We start from the raw sequence: 19,845 nt of genomic DNA, 5'->3' as shown, positions 1-19,845 counted from the left end.
AATTGCGCTAGGAATCCTTGAAGACCTTGCTGTACAAGCATTTCAGCGATTTCTTTCGTTATTTCGCAACAAGCCTATTAATCTGCGGCCTGCTTGATCCAAAAGCGGGTCAACACAAAGGGTGCCCGCGAGTCGATTCGCACTGTCTTAGTGCCGCGAGTATCGAGAGAGACGCCTTGGGCCATTGGTCGCCCAGCGGTTTTGGTTAGCGTTGTGGGCTGGGCGTCTAGGTCCGCTTGCCAGAGGGCAACGCAATGGCCTTGGGCATCTAGGCAAGAGATGGTGAGGGGAGCGCTGCTGATGAAGCCGAAATCGATTTCGGTAATGGCCTCCCCCAAGGTCACTTTCAGCCCGGTGTCGCGGGCCTGAGACATCAAGGTCAGCGTGGATTCACGGGCTTGAAAGGCCGGATTAGAGGGGCGCAAGGCAATTGCCGATTCAAACCAAACTTGATGTCCTGAAAATTGATGATCAATCCGCTCATAATTAGTCAACTGCTGCAGCGGGAGCCGCTGCCAAGGGGATACCTCGGGGATGACGGAGCGATGAATCGTTGCGGTAGTGCCGATCGCAGGAGTATGCATAGTGCTTCTCGGGGGTAGACATCCCTGTAACTCACTTGTCTCTACAGACGGGCTCCGAGAGATTGCGCAGAAAGCTGCTGCTGGCTGTGACAGTTTGAGGGCTGGCATGAGGTCAGTTCCAAGCGTGTGCACAGATGGAGAATCGCTACTCCCAAGGGGGTAGGATCTGGCCTAACTTCACATGAGATTTATGACTCATGAAATAGCTTTATGTTTCTTTTACGAAGCTAGTGCGATCGCTCCGGATGATTCGTCAGAAATTCCAGTCACGTCTGAACCTCGCCCCCGACGTGGGACTGGGACAGTTGCCTGGGGTGTCTCTCCATCAATTTCCAGCAGTCCAGCCGTGCATGGATACAACGCGCACTACGACATCAACCGTCGACTAAGAGACTTGTGCGCAAAAAAGATCCCCATGAACCGAGTTTCGACTTCGCTCAACCTACCAGTATCGAGAGTTGAGCGGAGTCGAAACCGGCTTGATCAGGTACTTAATTTAGTTGCAGATCCCTACGCTGACTGGGTGTAGCGGCTGCTAGGGGATCGTAGCCTGGGCGGCCACGGCGATGGTGTCATAGCTGCCAAATAGTTTGATTTTTTCAGTACAGGTGGCGAGGGCGCGCAGGGTGTCTTGCGTGTGCGCGGCGGCCAGACTCGCCTCCAGATCAAGGAAAAAGAGATATTCCCCTAGCGATCGCTTCGTGGGTCGCGACTCAATCCGGCTCAAGTTGATCTGGGCGCGGGCAAAAATCTCCAAGGGCTTGAGCAAGGCACCCGGCGCATTAATCGGCAGGCTAAAGGCCAATGAGGTGTGATTGCCCTGGGCAGCCGTCGTGGTGCTTAACACCCAAAATTTGGTGCAGTTATCCGGTTGGTCATTAATGGTGGGAGCCAACACTGGCAGGTTGTAGAGGGCCGCCGCCCAGGTGGAGGCGATCGCGGCGGTCGTCACATGGTCGTTCAAATGCTGCAGGGATTCAGTGGTGGAGCGGGTCGGTACCAGAGTGGCTTGCGGACAGTGCTGCGTCAGCCACTGCTGGCACTGGCCGAGCGCTTGCGGATGGGAATAAATGGTCTCGATGGCCTGAGTCGTGCTGGCATGGGTAATGAGATTGTGGCGAATTGGCAACACCAAAGCCTGCTGAATTTGCAAAGACTCCAACTGCCAGAGGGTATCGAGGGTCACGGCCACGCTTCCCTCAATCGAGTTTTCGACCGGCACGATGGCTAACGACACTGCCCCCTCAGCCACCGCTTGAATGGCCTGCAAGATGCTGGGATAGGCGATCAAAGCGCTCTCTTGACCCTCGTTTTCCTGGAGCCAGGCTTGAAACGCCAACGCTGCTTGTTCAGAAAACGTGCCCCGTGGCCCCAAATGAGCAATGCTTACAGCCATAAAAGTCGCTTCAAAGATGTCATGTACACAATCTCTACACCACATTAGAAGAAAACCTGCCCAGCGGCGGGACCACCGGGTTCCTGCGATCGTCGGGGGCTCCCCCGTTGGGCACAAAGCGTACCAGCATCTGGACCTGATCTGCGGCAACGCGGCCCAGGTCGCCACCACGCGCCCAATGGTTGATGCCAAGCGCGATATCCGCACTGTTACAAGCCCACACAAAGATATGAAGAGGTGTTAACAATATGAGTAAGGGGTCAGTATTTACACGGCATAATGATTTCACCTCTAAGTCGACATTCAGCCTGTAGACGGCTGCTGCACCCATTCAGAACTTGTCACCCACCAACTTCATGCTTCGCCTTACTGCCCAACAAACTGCAAACATGCAGATCGCCCGTCATGCGGTACCGCTGAGTCACTATCTCAAGCAACCTCGGCGCTTGGTACACGCCTTGATGAACCCCGATCAAGTTGAGGAGCTGAGTGACGATACTTTTCGATTTCATCTGCGCGGCTTTCAATTTTTAATGCTGAATATCCGCCCCGTGGTGGATTTGCAAATTGATGCGAGCCATGATCATGTGCTGACGGTGCGATCGCTCGACTGCTGGATTAAGGGCAATCAATTTATTAACGAGCAGTTTGCGCTCAATTTGCAGGGGCAGTTGCAGCTGACGGAACAAGCTACCGTGACTGACCTGACGGGGGACGTGGATCTGGCGATCGCCATTGGGTTGCCGCCGATTTTGGCGCTGACCCCGCACGCCATCCTGGAAACCACGGGCAACCAGATTTTGCGCGGGGTGCTGAATACCATTAAGCATCGGCTCATGCATCAGTTGGCCAGCGATTATCAACGCTGGAGCCGTCAGCAAGCGCAGCAGCAAGCCGCGCCGAGCTTGGCCTTCAGTGCGTCTCGGGTCGCTGCTTCTGGTGTGGATCATTAGAGCTCGCAGGAGGGATTTAAGGCATCCTTAAATCCGCTGCCTCATTTCTTAACCCAAAAACCCCGGCCTATTAGCGAAAAAAGCGACCGGCTTCTGCATAATGTTTGCTTAGATAAGTAGGGCTGGCTTGGCAGGAGTAGAACGGTAGCTTGTATGGATAAATCAGTGGACAACTCGGCAGCAGCAGATGCAACGCCTCAGCCCGAAGCGTGCCTACCCGAAAGTGAGCCTACCGAGCCCGGTAATGCTGATGACCTCACGCAGCCGGATGTCGCCGCTGCGAGTGAGGCCGCTGTGCCGGCTATTCCCTCCAAAGCGTGGCTGTTAGCGAAAGTCGGGATTTTTTGCTTTGTCGTGGGGGCTACGACCTCGGCGGTGATTACGTTGCGGCCACAACTCTCGCTCACCTCTGGTCAAATCGCCCTAGAGGTTCCTGCGGATATTAATTTCCGCACCCTCACCCAAAAGCTCTCTCTCAGCCGCAATGAAGCTGCCGCTGCGATGCCTAAAATGACGACGCTGGGGGCGATCGCGCACAACGTTAGTACTCAAGGCTTAGGGGCTTTCCCGGGCGAAATTTCTGCTAGCTATCTCTGTGTTGCCCCGCCCCAGTCAGGCACGACAAATAGTGGCGAGCCCGGGGCGATCGCTCCCGGCCCGGCCAGTCTCGCCCTTGGCGCGCTCACCCAGGCCGTCAACCCCAGCTTTGTGGGCCAGTTTCGTGCCGCCCCCTGGCCCAACATCCACGAAGCCGCCCGTACCGCTCGCGTCCCCGTATTGATGTATCACGACATCCTGGCAGAAAAAGAAGTCTTCTTTGATGTCACCGTCGAAGAGTTTGCCGCCCACCTGGCGCGTATTGACGAGGAAGGACTCACGCCGATTTCCTTTGACCAGCTTTACGATCATCTCCGGATGGGGGCACCATTGCCGCCCAAACCCGTACTGCTGACCTTTGATGATGGCTATGTCGGCCACTACACCCACGTCTACCCACTGCTGAAGCAGTACCAGTATCCGGCGGTCTTCTCCCTCTTTACGGGCAAGCTGGATGGTGAGGTGGTGGGGCGATCGACCGTCACCTGGGAGCACGCCCAAGAGATGGCCGCCGACCCGCTAATCACCATTGCTGCCCACAGTGTCATGCACCCCAGCGATCTGCGGGAACTCAGCGACGCCGAACTCCAGCGTGAAGTAGTCGAGTCGAAGCAGCGGTTAGAAGCGCAACTGGGCATTCCCATCCGCTACTTCACCTATCCCGAAGGCAACTACGATGAGCGCGTGGCGGCGGCAGTCGCCGCTGCCGGGTACGATGCCGCCCTCACCATGAGCAATGACGCCGAGTGGTTCGCGGGCGAATCTGATGATCTCCTCAGCATCGGCCGCTTTGGTCAGTCTCAGCTAGAGAGTGTCATTCCCGATGCTTGGGAAGGCTTGGGCATGGCGGTCGTGAGCCCCAGCACCTTTGACTTTTATTCTCCGATTCGTGTCATCGAGCAGTTGGAGACGGAGGCCGTGCCCCTCGCGCTGATTACCGGCGGGCGGCCTGGCACCGTTCATGCCGACAGTCGTTATCAACTCCCCGAAATCCTCGCCCGGACTAACGCCACTGCTGCCGTCGATGGTGCGTTCTTTAACCTGCGGTATCTCGATTCCAACGTGATGATTGGGCCGGTGCTGAGTCAAGCGACGCAAACCTTTGTGCCGGGCAATCCCAGCGAAAATCCCCTGCTCGATAGCCGTCCCCTAGCGCTCATCAGTGCTGATGAAGTGAAATTTGTGCCCTTTGAGGCGGCCAAGCACAACACCCTGCGCGGCATCCAGTCCGAAATGTCTGACGTGACCGATGCCTTTGTGGGGGCGGCTTGGCTCGTGCGTGATGGCGAACCCCAACCCGCATCTTCCTTTGGCACCTTGTTTGACTATGATGCCCTACGCCACCGCGCCTTTTGGGGGATTAACAATGCCGGACAACCCGTCATCGGCGTTACCAAAGACCGCATTGACTCCGTCGGTCTAGGGGCGCTGCTCCATCAATTAGGACTCCGCGATGCCATGATGGTCGATTCTGGCGCGAGTACCTCCCTCACTTATAAAGGCGAATCCTTGGTGGAATACGTGCCGCGTCCTGTGCCTCACATGATTGCCTTACTATCCGAAGCCGAAGCCCAAGGCCCCTGCCCCCTTACCTTCGCCGACGCTCCCAGCGCTGGAGACGCCTGGGCGGAAGCGTTTTAACGACATTGGCGATGCTTTGACGTCAGTTCGACAGCCCGGTCTGGCTGTCTCTCCCAACGGGCTAGCCATGACATCAAATCCTAAACTCCTGCCGGTACGGAGCTTTCTCCCCATCGGGTGGGCAACTTCGCCGACTTTGCCAAAGTTGGGATGCCCCAGACGGTGAGTCTGGTGGCACAGCATATTTCTTAGTAATTGCCTGCGACCCTCGTGATTCATCATTCTGGGCTCGCAATATCACTATACCTAGCGTCAATAGAGCATTTGTATCTAGGAGATTCTGGGATATCTAGCGTAAAGTGAGCAAAAGCTTGACAGATTTCTCTGTGGTTGATCGCTTGGCTGTTTCTTTGCAGTGAGGTTCACTGATGCAGCGTTTTACTCGCCGCGAGACCGTTGTTCTAACCCGCACCAGTCCCGCCCGACTAACCTACCTAGCGAAGACAGGTCTGGTTGTACCGATCGCCCGCGCGGGCGATACCGTGCCGCAACCCTACTACACTTGGGAACAAATTTTAGAACTGCGGGCCATTCGCCAGTTGCGACGACAGGTATCACTACAAATGATCCGCAAGATTTTGGCGTTTTTTGAGGGGGCAGAATGCAGTGCCCTGCACAATAAACATTTGGTCATCGAAGATGGCGCTGTCCACTGGGTACAATCCGGTGAGAATACTGCGCCGCAAGTGGTGCAAGTGGCGGCCAAGGCCGATCGCCATGTGGGCCAACTCAAGCTAATAACGCTACCGTCCTTCATCCACTTTGCCGATGAGGTGTGGGCAACGACCCGCAGTGCCAAAGTGATTGATTTTGAAAGCTTTCGGCAGCGAGGGATACCCTTACGCCCCAGATGATCGCGATGGCCGATGATGCTGATCACAGATATCGGCCAAGCTCATCACGCCGGGGCTCATGCCGTCGTCACGGACGGATCTGTTGTGCATCACTGAATCGGCCCACAATTATCACGCAGCAATCACCCGTGTAATCACGGAAAAGTTGCAGCGCATCATGAAGAATTGAAGAAGATGAGACTTCAGTGAAAATCATGACCGTGATGACAGCCCCTGCTCCGACCATTGGTATCGCGAATGACTATCGCAGCCTCAGCATTATTTATTGGCAAAAGCTAGTGCGTGAAGGTGTCCCTAAAATTGAAGCCCAGACGATTGCCAAGGTGATCGTCAAGTTAGAGCTGTTTGCCCAATCGCCTTCTCAAGAACACAAGCAGCTAATCTCCCGCTTTAGCGCCCTCCTTTGTCGTGCCCAGTTATGGCGCAGCGACTTGCTGACCTCTTGAACCCTGGCTATGAAAGTTCCCCGAAACTAGGGATGCCCTGTGGTCTGGGGGGAGATTGAGCGCCCGACAAGGCTGCACCTAAGCGGTGAGGCGGCGATCGCGATCGATTGCTACAGGCCGCTCAGCCGACATTTGCCGCTGAATCGAGGCGTCAGCATGTTGCAACTGCGCCTGAGTAAAATCACAGTCAATCAAACGGACATCGGCCAAAATGGCTCCGGTCAAATCCACGGTTCTAAAATCGATGCCGCGCAAGGTGGCCCCAGTCAAATCGGCATAGCAGAGTTGTGCCCCCCGTAGCGCTACGTGGCTCAAGTTAGCGTTACGGAGATCAGCCAAGCGCAAATCAGCTTCCGCGAAGCAACTACCTTGCAAATTGCTGCCTACCATCTGGCACCGAATTAGCGTTGCCCGCTCAAACGAGCTGTCGCAGAGCGTGGCATGGCTCAAATTTGCCCGCCACAGCATTGCCCTAGAAAAATTGACTTCTGACAGCAGGCTATGGCTTAAGTTACTGCCCGTTAAATCAACCCCTTGGAGAATGGCCTGTCTGAGTTGTAAACCAGGCATCCAAGCTTCACGAAAATCGACGCCGCTAAAATCGCGACGACCAGCGGAATAACTTTTGAGGAGTTGCACAATTTCCATGAATTTGAGGGTTGATATGGCAGCGATATTAAAATGAGGCGCAAGCATCGAAACAATGAGACTGATGATTGCGAATGTAAACAAATGTAACGATTTTTGCGGGGATTTGCAATCTTTTTCTGTTTGGCTGTCGATCGCTCACATGGCAATGTGCTAATCCCTGTCCTGACTGCGGCGCTGCCTGAATGCGGCGATGATCAGGCGGTGCGATCGGTTATCGCCGCGTCGGCAACTGCGTTGGCAAAGATGGCAGCCGCTGTGAAAGGCTGGCTTCACAAAATTTTTTGCCGGAAAAACCCTACCCCCAGCGGGGGGATCCTACGACGCCAGCGTTTCAGTGAATTCACTAAGATCGGGTCGTTGTCTTTAGGAATGACAGTTATGGCGTCCTCTGCCAGCCATCAACGATTGACCCTGTCTTATCTGCTCTGGTTAGGTGGCTTTTTCGGATTTTCGGGCTTGCACCGACTCTATAACGGCAAAATTACCAGTGGGTTGATCTGGTTCTTTACGTTAGGGCTGTTTGGCATCGGGCAATTTATCGACGTTTTTTTGGTGCCAGGCATGACTGAAGAGCATGACCTCCGGCGGTTGCGGGCTGTCTACGGCAACGACCTCTACGACGTGCTGAACCAGCCCATAACGACGGCACAAACCCAGCGATCGCCAACACGAGAACAGAAAATGGTGAAGCTGCTGCAGGCTGCTAAGCAAAACGCGGGACAGCTATCCGTCACGCAGGCAGTGCTAGATACCGGGCTTAGCTTTGAGGAAGCGGAAGCATTGCTCAGTGATATGGCCCGGTCTGGCTATGTCGCGATTGATAATCATCCCCAATCGGGCGTCGTCATCTACCGCTTTGATGAAATTGCGGTTTAGCGCCTGCTGACGCCGATCGCGGCAGCGCTGCCGGGCGCTGCCATCCGCCTTACGCTGCTGCCCCGTGCGTCGTATGCTAGTCAAGGCGTTTGTGGATTGATCGGCGAACGAATTGATGAAAATTTTGCTGGTTGACGACGAAGCTGAATTGGCTGAACCGTTGAGTCGAGTCTTGACACGCGAAGGCTATGACGTGGACTTGGCGTTTAACGGTCAAGCTGGGCTGCAACTGGCAACGACACAAAGCTATGACTTGCTGATCTTGGACTGGATGTTGCCGCACCACAGCGGCTTAGACATTTGTCGGCAGGTGCGATCGCAGGGCAATGCCACCCCCGTACTTTTTCTCACGGCCAAAGATACGCTGGACGATCGCGTGTCTGGATTAGATGCGGGGGCTGACGACTACATCGTCAAACCCTTTGAGCTGCGGGAACTGCTGGCGCGGGTGCGGGCTCTGCTGCGGCGTCTCCCAACGCTAGAAAGTGCCGAGCGATCGCCCCGGCTCCAGTACGAAGATTTGGCCTTAGACGAAGCCAATCAGCTCGCCTATCGCCAAGGCGAAACCATCGAATTATCCGAAAAAGAGACGCAGTTGCTGGGCTACTTTTTGCGGCATCCCGATCAAGTACTGACCCGCAGCCAGATTCACCAAGCGGTGTGGGCCGATCTGGAAGAACCGGCTAGCAACGTATTAGCCGCCCAAATGCGCTTGCTGCGCCGCAAAATTGAGCCGAAGGGCATGTTGCCGCTGATTCACACGGTGTACGGCAAAGGCTATCGGCTCGGGCGCTAAAGGACTTCTCGGTATACTAAAGGTTTAAGTTGGGTACGCAAGTCATGACTGCCGAAACGCCTACAGTCGAGTTTTACGACGGCATTGCCGAAGAAATTAGTGGTGTCAGTCTGCGCCAGGATCAGGCGACTGGCGATCGCATTGTGCTGCTGTTGTTTGAGCAACTGAAGGCGATCGAGCAGTTCCAAAGTTTTCGTAGCCGCTTTGCCAAAGCCTTAAAGCTCACCGATAGTGAGGGCGTCATCACCATTGAGCCATCCGGGGTGAAATTTATCTTTGCGGGGCCAGAGGGCGACGACCTCAAACAGGTGGAATGTACCCTCACCATCGATCGCGAAGATTATTGGGAGCGCTTTATGCGCTTTATGCATCGCTACGCTGAGGCCAATGGCATGGCCTATGGCGAACCGGGGCAGAGCTAGGCTAGTAGGCAATCGTGCCGCGATTAGCTGGCCCGCACCGCTCATTGATATCTATCCCTGCCAATCCGGACAGCCGCTTCAGGCCATCGCCGCGATTGTCATTCTCCACCAGTTCCGAGTTTGCGAAAACTGGGCAGGTTGCCGCCGAGTATCACCAATGAGCGGTTATTTGTTCACTTTTCCAGCGATCGCAGCTGCACTTTTTCTCGTCAATTACATATTTCCTTGGAGATGTTCAAAATCTCATGGTGAAGCAGCAGCCGATGTCTAAGCCGAACGACAGAATGGCGGCCCTGGAACAAGAAAGGAACGACCTGATTGCCGAAAATCAGCAGCTGCGGCAGGCGCTGGCCGGTTTACAGAAAGCGCACAAACGCGTCCGCAGCCAATTATCACGGGAACGACTCATTGACGAAATTGCGCAACAAATCCGGCAGTCCCTGAAGTTCGATGACATTCTCAGCACCGCCGTAGCCGAAGTCCGTCAGTTTCTAGACGTCGATCGCGCCCTCATTTATCGTTTCCAGCCTGACTGGAGCGGCATCATCACCTTCGAATCAACCGCTCCAGAGATCTCATCCATTCTCTATACCAAATTTGAGGAGCCGTGCTTTCGCCATAGCTATGTCGAACGTTACCAAGCGGGCCGAGTCAGGGCGATCGCGGACATTGACGCCGCTGATGTCCAAGCCTGTCATCGGCAACTGTTAGCCACTTACCAAGTCCGTGCCAATTTGGTGGTGCCGATTTTGCAAGGGGACGATACTTTGTGGGGGCTGTTGATTGCCCATCATTGTCGGGCGACTCGGCAGTGGGATGAGTTCGACATTGGCCTGCTGCAACGGTTGGCTACGCAACTCGGAGTGGCCATTCAGCAATCGGAACTTCATGCTCAGTTAGCCGAGCGAGCGACTACGGACGCCCTGACTCAATTAGCCAACCGGCGACGGTTTGACCAGTATTTAGGCGAGGTGTGGCAGCAACATCACCGACGGCAATCCGCGATCGCCCTGCTGATGTTGGACATCGACTTTTTTAAGCGATATAACGATCACTATGGTCACCCCCAAGGAGACGAGTGCCTGCGTCAAGTGAGCCAAGCCCTGAGCCAAGCGGTCAAGCGGACGATTGATTTGGTCGCGCGGTATGGCGGCGAAGAGTTCGCGGTGGTGTTGCCCGATACTGAAATCGCCGGGGCATTAGAAGTCGCAGCCGCTATCCAGGCCGGGGTGGCGCAGCTCAACATTGAGCATCGCGAGTCGCCCTTCGGGCTGATCACATTGAGCTGCGGCGTTGCGGCAGATCTGCCGCAAAATCAGGATAGTCCTGACTATCTGATCAAGGCGGCCGACCAGGCTTTGTACCAAGCTAAGACCAGTGGCCGCAATCGTGTGGTTTGTGCTAACCCCCGCTAAGTCTCTCTAAACCAGGGAATGTCATGCATCGCCTGCTGGCTAAGACACCGCTAAAGTTAGTCTTAATCGTGCCCTTTGTGGCCCAGATGTCAGTGGCAATTGGCTTGGTCGCCTGGCTATCCGTTCGCAACAGCCAGCAAACCGTCGAGGCCTTAGCCGATGAGCTGTGGGATGAAATCACCACGCTGACAGAACTGCACGTCGCTGAATATTTGCAGATCCCCCAGGACGTCATTACTAACACCCTGGCGCATTATTCGTTCAATCTGACTGACTTGCGGGATCCAGAAACCCTGACGCGGTACCTCTGGTCCGAAATGACGCAACACGATGAGCTATTTATTACCGCGATCGGGTATGAAACGGGAGTGGTCGTTGGTGTGGGGGTGGAAGCTGACGACCAGTTAGTGGCCCGCGTCATGGAGCCTGGAGAAACTCAGTTGCGGACTTATGCCCTGACCGACCAGGGCGATCGCGGCCCCTGGCTCAAAGCGGATGATTTTAATCTTAAAAGTCGCCCCTGGTATCGCGATGCCGTTGCCGCCCAGCAACTGACCTGGACGGAAATTTATCCTAACTATGCCGACCCGTATAACCTCATTAGTGCGGTCAGTCCCATTTACGACCCGGCGACCCAACAACTCGTCGGTGTGACCAACGCGACCCTATCACTGGGGCAAATCAGTGAGTTTTTAGCCGATTTAGATATTGGGGAAACGGGGGAAATTTTCATCATTGAACGGAACGGTGATTTGGTCGCGAGCTCCAGTGGGGAACCGTTATCACCAGCGACTGCGACCCCCGATCAGGACTTGCCAGACCGCCTCCGGGCTACCGACAGTCGGAATCCGCTGATTCGTCAAACGGCGGCGCATTTGCAGACCACAGCGGTTAACCTCGGCCAGCTCCAACAAGCTAAACAGACCGAGTTTTGGCGGGATGGCGAGCGTCACATTGTCCTGATCACCCCCTATAGCGACGAATTAGGGCTGGACTGGCTGATCGTCATTACGGTGCCCGAGTCGGATTTCATGGCCCCGCTTTTTGCCAACACTCGCCATACCCTGTGGCTCGGCTTGGTGGCGTTGGCCATGGTCACTGGGTCTGGCCTCATCACCGCTCGGTGGATTGCGACTCCCCTATTGAAACTCAATCAGGCGGCCAAAGATCTGCCCCACCAGGCCCTAGAACCCAGTGAACTCCTACCAGTGGTTAACGCCCAGGGCACTCGCGAGATCAGTGAGCTCAGCGATTCGTTTCAATCCATGATGGAGCAGATGCAGGTCTCATGGCGGGCACTGCAAGCTAGTGAGGCCAATTTCCGGAATGTCGCCGATAATTTGCCTGGGGCGGTCTTTCGCTATGTCATGCAACCAGATGGCACCGATGCGGTGTTGTATATGAGTCCTGGCTGCTATCAGCTCTGGGAGGTCGCCGCTGCTGCGGTGGAGCAGGATGCCACTATTCTTTGGAAGATGGTCGATCCCCAAGATCTGCCTGTGATGCAGGCGTCGGTGATGGCTTCGGCGGAGACGCTCGATATTTGGCACTTTGAGTGGCGCATTACGACGCCTTCCGGAGTCCGCAAATGGTTGGAGGCGCGGGGCCGTCCTGTCCGCCAGGCCAATGGCTCGACGCTATGGCACACGGTGATTTTGGATGTGAGCGATCGCAAGCAGGTCGAAATGCAGTTACAAGAGCTCTCGACCCGCTTGGGACTGGCCGCTCGCTCGGCGGAACTCGGCATCTGGGAGTGGGATGTGGCGAACGATCGCCTGCTGTGGGATGACCGGATGTACGAACTCTACGGCATCAGCCCACAAACGTTTGGCCAGGCACTTGAGGCTTGGCAACGGGGCGTCCATCCGGAAGATTTGCCGGGGTCGCAACGCGCTGTCGAGCGGGCGATCGCCGGTGAACAAGACTTTGATACGGAATTTCGCGTTATTTGGCCCGATGGCACTATTCGCCATATTGAAGCCCACGCCCTGGTGATGCGAGATGCGGCGGGGCAGCCTTTGCGCATGATTGGGGCCAATTTTGACATTACCGAGCGGAAGGCAGCGGCTCAAAAACTGCGAGACTTGACCGAGCGGTTGGGGTTGGCGGTGCAAGCGGCAGACATGGGCATTTGGGAATGGGATGTGGTGAGCGATCGCCTCCTGTGGGATGACAAAATGTTTACGCTGTACCAAATCGCCCCCCAAACGCCTGAGGATACGGAGCCGGCCTGGCAAGCCGTGGTTCACCCCGAAGATTTGCCCAGTGTGCAGTTGATCGAGCAGTTGGCTTTGGCGGGTGAAGTAGACTACGCGACGGAGTTTCGGATCATTTGGCCCGACGGTTCTATCCGCCACATCGCCGCCTATGCCATCATTCAACGCGACGAGGCGGGTCAGCCCCGGCGGGTGGTGGGGGCGAACCTCGACATCAGCGATCGCAAGCAGGCTGAAGAACAGCTAATTTATCGCGCCCTGCATGATACGTTGACCGACTTGCCCAATCGGGCGCTGTTAATAGATCGCCTAGAACTTGCCATGCAGCGATCGCGGCGGTTGGCAAACTATGGCTTCGCCATGCTGTTTCTCGATTTAGATCAGTTCAAAGTGATTAACGACAGCTTGGGGCATCTCGTGGGCGACCAACTGTTGGTCAGGGTTGCTCACAAGCTGCAAACGCTCATTCGTCCCACCGATCTTGCGGCCCGATTGGGCGGCGATGAATTTGTCATCCTCTTAGAGCACTTACCCAATGTCCAAGCGGCGATGCAGATGGCGGAACGCATTCTCGCGGCGTTTAATGGGGCCATGCCGGTGGCTGGGCTCGATGTCTTCGTCACCACTAGCATCGGCATTGTCTGGGGCCACCCAGGCTACACCGATGCCTCTGACCTGCTCCGTGATGCGGATATCGCGCTCTACCGCGCCAAGGCCCGAGGGCGGCGAACCTATGAGATTTTTGATACCGAGATGCATGTGCTGGCGGTCAAACGTATGACCTTAGAACATGACCTGCGGATGGCGATCGCGCAACACCAGTTCATTCCCCATTACCAGCCCATTATCGATCTCAATACCCAACGGCTGACCGGCTTTGAAGCGTTAGTGCGCTGGCAGCATCCGACTCAGGGCCTGGTGCCGCCGGATGACTTCATCCCCATTGCCGAAGAAACGGGGCTGATTTTAGCCATTAGCCAAGCGGTGCTCAAAGCGGGCTGTCAGCAACTGGCAACCTGGCAGCAGCAGTTTACCGGGTTGGATGATTTGCGCATGAGTATCAATCTGTCGGGCAAAGACCTGCTGCAAAGTAATTTGGTCGAGTTGATTGCCCACACCTTAGCCCAGGTCAACCTCCCCGCCACGAACCTCGTTCTTGAAATGACGGAAAGCTTGCTAATTGATAATGTTGACGGCACCATTCGCCTACTCCAGCGCTTGCACGACTTGGGCATCCGCATCAGTATTGACGATTTCGGCACGGGGTATTCGTCGCTGAGTTACCTCTACAGCCTGCCAGCCGACTATCTCAAAATTGATAAGTCCTTTGTCGGCAAGATGCGCCCCGGCGGCAAAAATTACAAGATTGTGGAAGCGGTGGTGAAGCTCAGCGACCAACTCGGGCTAGCCGCGATCGCCGAAGGCATTGAAACCAATCAGCAACTGGACTGGCTCAAAGCTATGGGGTGCGAATTTGGGCAGGGGTATCTGCTTGCCCATCCTTTGGCTCCCGAAGCCGCGACGGCCCTGCTGGCTGCCGGACGAACGCTGAAAATTTAGGGGGCGATCGCGAAGACTGGGTGATTTCTCCCCATGACTGTCGCTGCTGTTGGCCAGTCGCTGACACGACGGCAGCAGTCGGTTGCCGCTGATTTGTCCTACTCTTGCCTGAATACGGTCCCGGACTATCTCCCCCCAGCGATCGCCTGCCGCCTGCGGATAACGGGAGCAGTGGCAACGATGGAAATGATCCAGAACCTGGATGTTCAGGGCGATCGCGACCGACCTACTGATGGCGGATGTAGTCGTACATCTTGATATACTCTTCCCCCGATTTCTTCCACGAGTGGTCATATTGCATCCCTTGCCGTGCCAACTGTTGGAAGATTTCAGGCTCGTCGTAGTAGAGATCCAGCGCCCGATTCATGCCTGACTCCAGGGCATAGTTATCGGACTCATAAAAGACGAAGCCCGTTCTCTCTGCTAAGGGATGATACGTATCGTAGTCCCAATCAAACACAGTGCTGACCAGCCCCCCCACACCGCGCACAATCGGGATCGTGCCGTAGCGCATCGAAATCAACTGAGTCAGACCACAGGGTTCAAACTTGCTGGGCACCACCATCATGTCAGCGCCCGCGTAAATCAGGTGAGCCAGTTCTTCGTTAAAGCTGAGTTCCAGATGGATGTCGGGATTGTTGGTGAGGTGTCGCTTTTCGTGCCAAAACCAGTCATTAATTGTGCTGTCCGTCGCTGACCCCAACAAGACAAATTGTGCGCCCCGGTTGAGGGCGTAGTACATCGCGTGGTGGACTAAATGTACTCCTTTCTGATCATCTAACCGACCCACAAAGGCCATCATCGGCTTATCACAGGGGCGCAAGTCGAGCTTTTCTCGCAGGGCTTTCTTGTTCAGTACCTTGTCTTCCAACGTGCTGAGGCTGTAGGGGTGAGCGATATGGGCGTCTTTCTCCGGGTTCCAAATGGTGTAGTCAACCCCGTTGAGAATGCCCGAAAACTTGAAGCTCTTGGCATGTAGCGTGCTTCCCAAGCCAAAACCACAGTCGCCGTACATCGCTTCCCAGGCGTGGTGTGGGGCCACGGTGTTGACATGGTTGGCGTAGACAATGCCGCCCTTCATAAAGTTGAGCGAAAACGGGTTGAAGTTGTCGCGCAGTTGCTCGTACTGGAAGTAATAGGCTTCCCGATTGAGCCCGGTGGCCCAGAGCACTTCTGGCCCCGCAAAGCCTTGGTGCTTAAAGTTGTGAATGGTGTACAGCACCCGCTGGGTGTCCAGGCCCTGGTACTGAAACATTTCGTACAGCATCACGGGCACCAGGCCAGTTTGCCAGTCGTGACAGTGAATCACATCCGGTCGCTTATTGCTTTGCAGCAAAAACTCCAGCGCCGCCTTGCTGAAAAAGGCAAACCGCATGGGGTCGTCGTCGCAGCCGTAGTAGACCCCGCGATCGAAAAAGAAGTCCTCGGAGTGCGGCTCAATAAAAAAACAGACCTGACCATGTACCCAACCGCAGAACACCGAGCAGTGAACGCGGCCACCATACCAGGGCACCCATAAGTCGCGATAGGCATCATGCAGACCCCAAATGTGGTCGTAACGCATGTTGTTGTATTTGGGCAAAATCAGCTCAACACAATTTCCCTGGGCCGCCACCTCACGACTCAGGCCATACACCACGTCTCCCAGTCCCCCCGCTTTAATGACTGGGGCACATTCCGAGGCAATCTGCACGATGTACATGGGGAAACCCTCGTTTCACAAAAATTTATTTTGAATTGAACTTATTCAATCAGGAAGCCTTTAGTCAGGCAAGAGGACTTTGGACAGATTGCGATCGCTTCCCATTCGGCGGTAATAACTTTTGAGAGACAACGCTCCCCCTGCCTGCCTTTCCCCGAATCGGGGCGTTACCATGCTAAAAGGCTTAATTGCATTCCACAGACAATATTAAGGAGTAACGCATGGTAGGCACCCAAGTCTCCGCTCGCGATTTCTTTCGCGCGGCCTACGAAAACCGCTACACCTGGGATCAGAATTTCCCCGGCTACACCACTGATGTGACGATGATCGCAGACGATAAGACTGTCACGGCGAAGGCGACAGTCAACGCTGACTTCAAAGCTGAGGTGTCAGACATTGAGGATGAGGCAGCGAAAAAAGCCATCCACGGACAGCTTTGGGAAATCGCGATTCACCGCGTTCGCCGCCCGTTTGAAGCGTCCCACGGTGAGAATACCTTTTCTTATGGCAAAACGTTGGAAGACGGTTCCGTCGAAATTTCGATGGGCGGCAAGGCTGAGGGCGATCGCTATCAAGTCCGCGATAACGAAGTCAGCATGGTACATCGCCATATCCACGGCACCGTCGTCACGATTCACACCTTTAGCAGCCACGACACGGGCGCGGGGTATCTGTCTCACAAGTATGATTCGGTGTACCGCGACCCCGCCACGGGCGAGCAAAAGGGCGGTCGCAGCGTCTTTGAAGACAACTACGAAAAAGTGGGCGACTATGTCATCTTGACGGAGCGCAAGATTCAAACCGAGACCGATCGCGGCCCGGTTGAGCAAGTCTTCCGCTTTTCTAACATTCAATTGTTGGATGCTTAGGCATTGCTAGAACGGAGCAGTGAGCCTTCGGTTTAGGCTTCGGACTCTGGCGTCAGGGGCGCGCCCACCGCGCGATCGCGCCCCTGACATTTGGCCTCATACAGCGCCGTATCGGCGGCTTTAATCAACGTTGCGGGGGTTTTGGCTTGTGAAGGGGCGATCGCAAACCCCGCCGACATCGTGATTTGCAGCGTCGTTTCCCCTACCTTCAGATTCAAATAATGCAAGCCCCGGCACAGTTGCTGGGCTCGACGCTCCAGGATGGGCCACGTCACGCCGGGCAAAATCAGCACAAACTCTTCCCCCCCAAACCGACAGACCACATCGTTGGGACGGGCATGACCTTTGAGAAATATCCCCACCATGCTCAACACCTGGTCGCCCGCGTCATGTCCGTAAGTATCATTCAGACGCTTAAAGTGGTCGAGATCAAGGATGATCAGGCCCACCTCGTACTGACCGTAGCTGACGCGCTTGAGCAACTTGCTCAACACGCCCATCATGTGGCGGCGGTTAAACAGTTTGGTCAAGGGATCTTGCAGATTTTCGGCTTGGAGCTTGCGCAACAGCACCAAGCGACGTAACGTCACGCTAATTTGGTCAGCCACGTAGTCGAGAATGCTGTTTTCGACCGGAAAATGCTTAGCGGTTTCGGGTTTGAGACACAGCTTGAGGGTGCCCAGACTCCGGTTATGCACTGCCAGTTGGTAGCACCGCCAGTAATAGTAAGGCGGCAGCTGTGTTGTGGAGTCGCTGGTATCCCTGGGGGCGACGGGCATTCGGGCGGTGGGCATTCGGCGTTCGGGTTTCAACGTATAAACGTCGAACTTGTCAGGAATTTGGCACACCAATTCATCACTATGCGGAATGTTCACGGTCTCATCTGACCAAAAACATAACCGCTGGCTCTTATGGTGCTCAAAATTGAGCGCGACTTCAAAGGCGTGAATGGGTAAATTGACGGGCAACAATGCGACCAGTTGATTGGTCAAATCTTCGAAGGTCAGACAACTTTGCAGAGCCATGCTCAGTCGCATGACGTTGTGATAATTCGGGCTGACTGAAGGCGGGGCGGCTTGGGCCGCGATCGCTGCAGCCTCTGGCAGGGGAAGGGTTGGCCCCGAACCGGGAGAAACCGCAGTCAGGGTGACCGTATCGAGCAAGCTGCCCATTTCAGTTGCCAGGGTGACGATCGCCTGCTGTTGCTCGGGCGTGAGGCTGCCCTGGGTGCGAGTGAATACCATCAAGCTCCCCAGCGTCCGTAGCGTCGTCCCCACGGGAAATCCGGCAAAAAACTGGAGGGGGGCGATCGCCTGTCCGACGGCTTCTGGGCGATTCGCTTGTCGAGAGTTGGGTAGATCTTGCACATTGTCAATCAGGATGACTTCGCCCGTGGCCATCACTTGCTCGGCCAACCACTCGACTTGGCGACGTTCATCGTGCGATAGGTCAGAGTCTTTCGTTATCCAACCAGTCTGGGGCGCATACGCTTCTACCATCGCCGACTGTACCAGTTGTCTGACGACGGCTAGCAGTCCAGATAGTCGCTGTTGTACAGCGGCCCGAGTTGCTACGCTGACTGCCAAGGTGTGTACGCTAAGCCTCCCCCGATCTTCTCTCTGGGAGCGTGTCGCTCGCCGTGATGAAGCTTTCAGACATTCCCAAACTAAGGCTGTTCCTTTATTGTAAGTTCCACAATTGGATATCCATTCAAACATAAAGGGTCGGGTAAGCGTGTGTCTTACCCCCGCGCCACCTTACATGACGCCTCATTCATACGCACCACGGGCAGTGTCCATCCGGAATGAGTAACAAAAAATATCAGGGCTCACTCTCCGCTGGGTCATTGGGTACTTTAGAACCATAGACACTTAGAACCATAGACACACAGATTGCCTAAGCCGAGCGATCGTCCGCTCAAGAGGTTGGTATGACCAGTTCAGCCCCCCAGAAACCCATTGCGCTGGCTGTTGATGACAGCCTGATTATTCAGCAAATGGTGCAGCGTGCGCTAGATTGCGATTTCAAAGTCGTCGTCGCCGATAATGCGGTCGAGGCGCTGTCAGTGATTTATCACCAGCCGATCGCGGCTCTTTTGCTCGACATCACCATGCCCGGCATTGATGGCTTTGAACTCTGTCGTACCGTGCGGAGTGTTCCTCGCTTTCACCGGCTACCCATTATGATGCTCACGTCTCACCGCTCAGCGGCCGATCGCGCGGAGGCCAAGTCAGCTGGGGCCTCTGGCTACATGACCAAGCCCTTTGATGCCAGCGAGTTACGACAAGCCTTGAGCCGATTGCTCGCCCGCGCCGCCTAAACCTGTTGGCAGAAGCCATAACAGTGAGTCAAATTAGGGAACTGCAACTCAATAAAGTACCCGTTCAATCCGGTTTCGACTTCGCTCAGCCTTCCAGTATCGAGAGTTGAGCGAAGTCGAAACTCGGTTCATGGGGATCTTTTTTTCGCGCAAGTCCCTTAAGGCAGATCATCATCATACGGACGTTTGAAGCGCCGCCAAAATATCATCATCTGACTAGTCAGATAGCTGCTTCAGCTGGCAACCACACTTAACACTTCTCAGCGAGCCATACATTGGGTCAGAGGACGACGCATACCTGGTCTCGGCACTAGCTCATCACTTTCTGGCGGCGGAAAACGCACTGCCTAACGTTGCTACAGTCAACGTTCAGGTAGAACGGCGATCAATGGTCTCTATCCTCATCGTCAGCTCTCAGAGCATGTAAAGAAGACTACGGCATTCCAGGACTCAGGATCATCAAGGTTACCGCTAAGTAGCTGGGCCTAGTTAAACGGTAACCAGGTGGCTGATTTCGACTCCGCTCAATCAGCGATATTGCTGTCCA

17 protein-coding genes are annotated in these 19,845 nt (G+C 55.2%); 12 read left to right on the top strand and 5 right to left on the bottom strand.

Annotation, left to right across the window (positions count from 1 at the left end; all coding sequences use genetic code 11):
* Positions 1 to 77 precede the first annotated feature (77 nt).
* Positions 78 to 584, bottom strand: coding sequence for a hypothetical protein (locus tag JUK32_RS05510; RefSeq protein ID WP_204137849.1), 507 nt, complete (start codon positions 582 to 584; stop codon positions 78 to 80).
* Between the two features lie 535 nt (positions 585 to 1,119).
* Positions 1,120 to 1,980, bottom strand: coding sequence for a prephenate dehydratase (pheA, locus tag JUK32_RS05505; protein ID WP_204137848.1), 861 nt, complete (start codon positions 1,978 to 1,980; stop codon positions 1,120 to 1,122).
* 356 nt (positions 1,981 to 2,336) lie between these two features.
* On the opposite strand from pheA, the gene JUK32_RS05500 reads away from it, so the two are divergent.
* The 4 genes from JUK32_RS05500 (at position 2,337) to JUK32_RS05485 (ending at position 6,471) form a co-directional block, all read left to right on the top strand.
* Positions 2,337 to 2,933 carry a DUF1997 domain-containing protein gene (locus JUK32_RS05500; RefSeq protein ID WP_204137847.1) on the top strand — a complete coding sequence of 199 codons (597 nt, stop codon included), beginning with the start codon at positions 2,337 to 2,339 and terminating at the stop codon, positions 2,931 to 2,933.
* 153 nt (positions 2,934 to 3,086) lie between these two features.
* Positions 3,087 to 5,171 carry a polysaccharide deacetylase family protein gene (locus tag JUK32_RS05495; protein ID WP_239112356.1) on the top strand — a complete coding sequence of 695 codons (2,085 nt, stop codon included), beginning with the start codon at positions 3,087 to 3,089 and terminating at the stop codon, positions 5,169 to 5,171.
* Between the two features lie 368 nt (positions 5,172 to 5,539).
* A complete protein-coding gene (locus tag JUK32_RS05490) occupies positions 5,540 to 6,025 on the top strand; it encodes a MerR family transcriptional regulator (RefSeq protein ID WP_204137846.1) in 486 nt (161 codons plus the stop codon).
* A 194-nt stretch (positions 6,026 to 6,219) separates the two neighbouring features.
* A complete protein-coding gene (locus tag JUK32_RS05485) occupies positions 6,220 to 6,471 on the top strand; it encodes a hypothetical protein (protein ID WP_204137845.1) in 252 nt (83 codons plus the stop codon).
* A 78-nt stretch (positions 6,472 to 6,549) separates the two neighbouring features.
* Here JUK32_RS05485 and JUK32_RS05480 read toward each other — a convergent pair whose 3' ends face one another.
* Positions 6,550 to 7,119 carry a pentapeptide repeat-containing protein gene (locus JUK32_RS05480; RefSeq protein WP_204137844.1) on the bottom strand — a complete coding sequence of 190 codons (570 nt, stop codon included), beginning with the start codon at positions 7,117 to 7,119 and terminating at the stop codon, positions 6,550 to 6,552.
* Positions 7,120 to 7,500: 381 nt separating this feature from the next.
* Here JUK32_RS05480 and JUK32_RS05475 point away from each other — a divergent pair, with 381 nt between their 5' ends.
* The 6 genes from JUK32_RS05475 (at position 7,501) to JUK32_RS05450 (ending at position 14,665) form a co-directional block, all read left to right on the top strand.
* The gene (locus JUK32_RS05475) at positions 7,501 to 7,998 is read left to right on the top strand and encodes a TM2 domain-containing protein (RefSeq protein WP_204137843.1); all 498 of its coding nucleotides are present in this window, start codon (positions 7,501 to 7,503) and stop codon (positions 7,996 to 7,998) included.
* Positions 7,999 to 8,113: 115 nt separating this feature from the next.
* A complete protein-coding gene (rppA, locus tag JUK32_RS05470; RefSeq protein WP_204137842.1) occupies positions 8,114 to 8,794 on the top strand; it encodes a two-component system response regulator RppA in 681 nt (226 codons plus the stop codon).
* Positions 8,795 to 8,838: 44 nt separating this feature from the next.
* Positions 8,839 to 9,216 carry a photosystem II reaction center protein Psb28 gene (gene psb28, locus JUK32_RS05465; protein ID WP_204137841.1) on the top strand — a complete coding sequence of 126 codons (378 nt, stop codon included), beginning with the start codon at positions 8,839 to 8,841 and terminating at the stop codon, positions 9,214 to 9,216.
* A gap of 263 nt (positions 9,217 to 9,479) precedes the next feature.
* A complete protein-coding gene (locus tag JUK32_RS05460; RefSeq protein WP_204137840.1) occupies positions 9,480 to 10,631 on the top strand; it encodes a diguanylate cyclase in 1,152 nt (383 codons plus the stop codon).
* Between the two features lie 23 nt (positions 10,632 to 10,654).
* Positions 10,655 to 14,407 carry an EAL domain-containing protein gene (locus JUK32_RS05455; RefSeq protein WP_204137839.1) on the top strand — a complete coding sequence of 1,251 codons (3,753 nt, stop codon included), beginning with the start codon at positions 10,655 to 10,657 and terminating at the stop codon, positions 14,405 to 14,407.
* Positions 14,408 to 14,440: 33 nt separating this feature from the next.
* Complete coding sequence (locus JUK32_RS05450) at positions 14,441 to 14,665, top strand: hypothetical protein (RefSeq protein ID WP_204137838.1); 225 nt, start codon at positions 14,441 to 14,443, stop codon at positions 14,663 to 14,665.
* Here JUK32_RS05450 and glgA read toward each other — a convergent pair.
* Positions 14,634 to 16,109, bottom strand: a complete 1,476-nt coding sequence (gene glgA / locus JUK32_RS05445; RefSeq protein WP_204137837.1) for a glycogen synthase GlgA — start codon at positions 16,107 to 16,109, stop codon at positions 14,634 to 14,636. The genes JUK32_RS05450 and glgA overlap by 32 nt on opposite strands.
* Before the next feature lie 221 nt (positions 16,110 to 16,330).
* Between glgA and JUK32_RS05440 the strand changes: the two genes are divergently transcribed.
* On the top strand, positions 16,331 to 16,978 hold the full coding sequence (locus JUK32_RS05440; protein WP_204137836.1) for a DUF3386 domain-containing protein: 648 nt from the start codon (positions 16,331 to 16,333) through the stop codon (positions 16,976 to 16,978).
* A 32-nt stretch (positions 16,979 to 17,010) separates the two neighbouring features.
* Here the strand turns inward: JUK32_RS05440 and JUK32_RS05435 are convergent, their stop codons facing one another.
* Positions 17,011 to 18,564 carry a sensor domain-containing diguanylate cyclase gene (locus JUK32_RS05435; RefSeq protein ID WP_204137835.1) on the bottom strand — a complete coding sequence of 518 codons (1,554 nt, stop codon included), beginning with the start codon at positions 18,562 to 18,564 and terminating at the stop codon, positions 17,011 to 17,013.
* A gap of 344 nt (positions 18,565 to 18,908) precedes the next feature.
* Here JUK32_RS05435 and JUK32_RS05430 point away from each other — a divergent pair, with 344 nt between their 5' ends.
* Positions 18,909 to 19,298, top strand: a complete 390-nt coding sequence (locus tag JUK32_RS05430) for a response regulator (protein ID WP_204137834.1) — start codon at positions 18,909 to 18,911, stop codon at positions 19,296 to 19,298.
* Positions 19,299 to 19,845 lie beyond the last annotated feature (547 nt).

The organism is Halomicronema sp. CCY15110, from assembly GCF_016888165.1.
In the GTDB taxonomy this organism is placed as follows: domain Bacteria; phylum Cyanobacteriota; class Cyanobacteriia; order Phormidesmidales; family Phormidesmidaceae; genus Halomicronema.
The sequence above is the reverse complement of the archived record's forward strand: the minus strand, read 5'-3'. Positions and strand labels throughout refer to the sequence as shown.